The organism is Aquabacterium sp., from assembly GCF_030652515.1.
Classification (GTDB): Bacteria; Pseudomonadota; Gammaproteobacteria; order Burkholderiales; family Burkholderiaceae_C; genus Aquabacterium.
On record NZ_JAUSAR010000141.1, the window covers coordinates 1 to 1,937 of the forward strand.

The following is a 1,937-nucleotide window of genomic DNA, read 5'->3' on the forward strand; positions in this document are numbered from 1 at the left end:
ACGCTCAAGATCTTCTTTGTCTTTTACGCCCATATAGAGGAGAAGCTTCAGTCTGCTCTCCTGTTTTTTGAGCAGATGGGCGGCCATCTCCCAGTTTCCCAGGTGCGACATGAGAAGGATCGCCCCCTTCCGGTTTACCACCTATTCCAGCTTCTGCCAGTCGTGCGAGGTAAACCTTGTTTCCCGCTGATGAATGGAGAGAAAACGGTCAAGATGAATAGTGGTAAAGCTCTGATACTGGCGAAAGGTACACCAGAGGTGATACAAGGCTCCTTTTTGCGGATAGAGCAAGGCGTAAAAGCGACGGCTCTCCGGGACGTTTTTTGAACAAACAAAAATACCCGCGGCAATGATTCGCGAGACACCAAAAAAAAACCAGGAGCCGCATATTTTGGTTACCGTCTCCATGGCCTGATACCAGCCGCCCCTCACTGCCTGCCCCTTAAGAAAATCCGTCTCCATATCAATCTGCTGAACGTGGCGGAATTCCTGAAAAAATCTTTCCAGGGACGGAAATGGGATATACGTTCAGCGCCCTTCTGGTAGACCACTTGTACCGGTGCCTCAAGGACAGGAATTCCCCGCCCGCGGGCCTTGACCAGAATTTCAACCTCAAACTGGAAACGTCTGGATTGCACATCAAGGTCGAGGGCCTCGGGCAGAGGATAAAGCCGGAAGCCCGATTGGGAGTCATGCACCAACGGCCCGCCCGACGCCCAGACCCAGAAATTGGAAAATTTCCGCCCGAACCTGCTGGTCCAAGGCACGTGCTCCCCACTCATCCCCTGGCGATTGCCAATAATAATCACCCGCTGTCCATCCGGAACAGCACTGAGAAGGTTTCCTGCATCCTCTGGTTTGTGCTGACCATCAGCATCGAGGGTGATGGCCAGGTCACAACCCAGTTCCACGGCCGCGGCAAACCCGGTGAGCAGGGCCGCTCCCTTTCCCTGGTTTTCCGGGTGGCGGAGCACGGTGATATCGGGGATACGGTTGAGGATGTCATGGGTGCTGTCGGTTGAACCGTCATCAACGACGATGACGGGCAGGCCCAGTTTCAGAACCTCCCGGATCACCTCACCAATCCGTTGCTCGTGATTATACACCGGGATGATACAGGCCACTTTCATCTTGTCTGCCCTCCCGCCCAGGCCATGGCCCAGGTCCCCGGCCCCATGTGCACGCCGGAGGTCAGAGAGAGGGGCACCAGCAGAATCTCGGCCTGCGGCGCCAGCTGACGCACCTCCGGCTGCACTGTTTCCGTTACCCATTTTTCATTGTCGGAGTATTGGAGCATGATCACCGGGGCCACGCCGGGCGCCCCTTGCCGCAGCTTCTCCAGGGCAAGCGCGAGCTGTCCTTTGCGGCTGTGGACGACCCCTGCCTTGCGGACCTCGTTGCCCACCGGACTGATCACCGGTTTCATGTGCAGCAGATCAGCGAAAAATCCCTTTGCCCAAGCAACCCTGCCGCCGGCCACCAGGTATTGCAGCTGGTCGATAAAGACATATTCCTCGCAGTCGGTCATTGTTTTATAGACAAAGGCAATGACATCTTCCACGCAGGTGGCGTGTTCGGCATAGCGGGCGGCAAGCAGGGCAATGAGCCCCAGGCGCCCGGAAGCCGATCCGGTGTCAACGATCTCCAGCAGGTTGGTCGGATCGTTGCCTTCTTTCCAGCGCCTGGCGATGTCAACATTGCCGGTGAAGGCCGAGCCGACGCAGAGGTAGAGGGTCTGGCCGAATTGCTGGCACACGCTCTGATAGTGCTGATGGCGCTCGAAAGTAGAGGCCTGGGCGGTGGTGACCTTGACCCCTTGCCGCATCAGGGCGTAGATCTCGGCCGGAGAGTGCAGGCTTTCCGGCCTGCTCTGCTCCTGGGCGAGGATATAGCTGTCAAGCAGGGTGATGCCATGGCGTCGCGCCATCTCCCGACTC

The 1,937-nt window shown here is 57.5% G+C and carries 3 protein-coding genes; 1 reads left to right on the top strand and 2 read right to left on the bottom strand.

Going from position 1 to position 1,937, the window contains the following annotated elements; all coding sequences use genetic code 11:
* The coding region (locus Q7V20_RS16675; RefSeq protein ID WP_304793659.1) for a hypothetical protein at positions 1–327 on the top strand (327 nt) is incomplete at its 5' end.
* Between the two features lie 101 nt (positions 328–428).
* On the opposite strand, the gene Q7V20_RS16680 is transcribed toward Q7V20_RS16675, so the two are convergent.
* Together Q7V20_RS16680 and Q7V20_RS16685 are read right to left on the bottom strand one after the other, a co-directional pair.
* A complete protein-coding gene (locus Q7V20_RS16680; RefSeq protein ID WP_304793663.1) occupies positions 429–1,130 on the bottom strand; it encodes a glycosyltransferase family 2 protein in 702 nt (233 codons plus the stop codon).
* On the bottom strand, positions 1,127–1,937 hold an 811-nt coding region (locus tag Q7V20_RS16685), incomplete at its 5' end, for a DegV family protein (protein WP_304793666.1). The genes Q7V20_RS16685 and Q7V20_RS16680, both read right to left, overlap by 4 nt.

Bases quoted from the DNA above. Each gene is read 5' to 3' on its own strand.
- Q7V20_RS16680 (WP_304793663.1), bottom strand. From the start codon at position 1,130: ATGAAAGTGGCCTGTATCATCCCGGTGTATAATCACGAGCAACGGATT.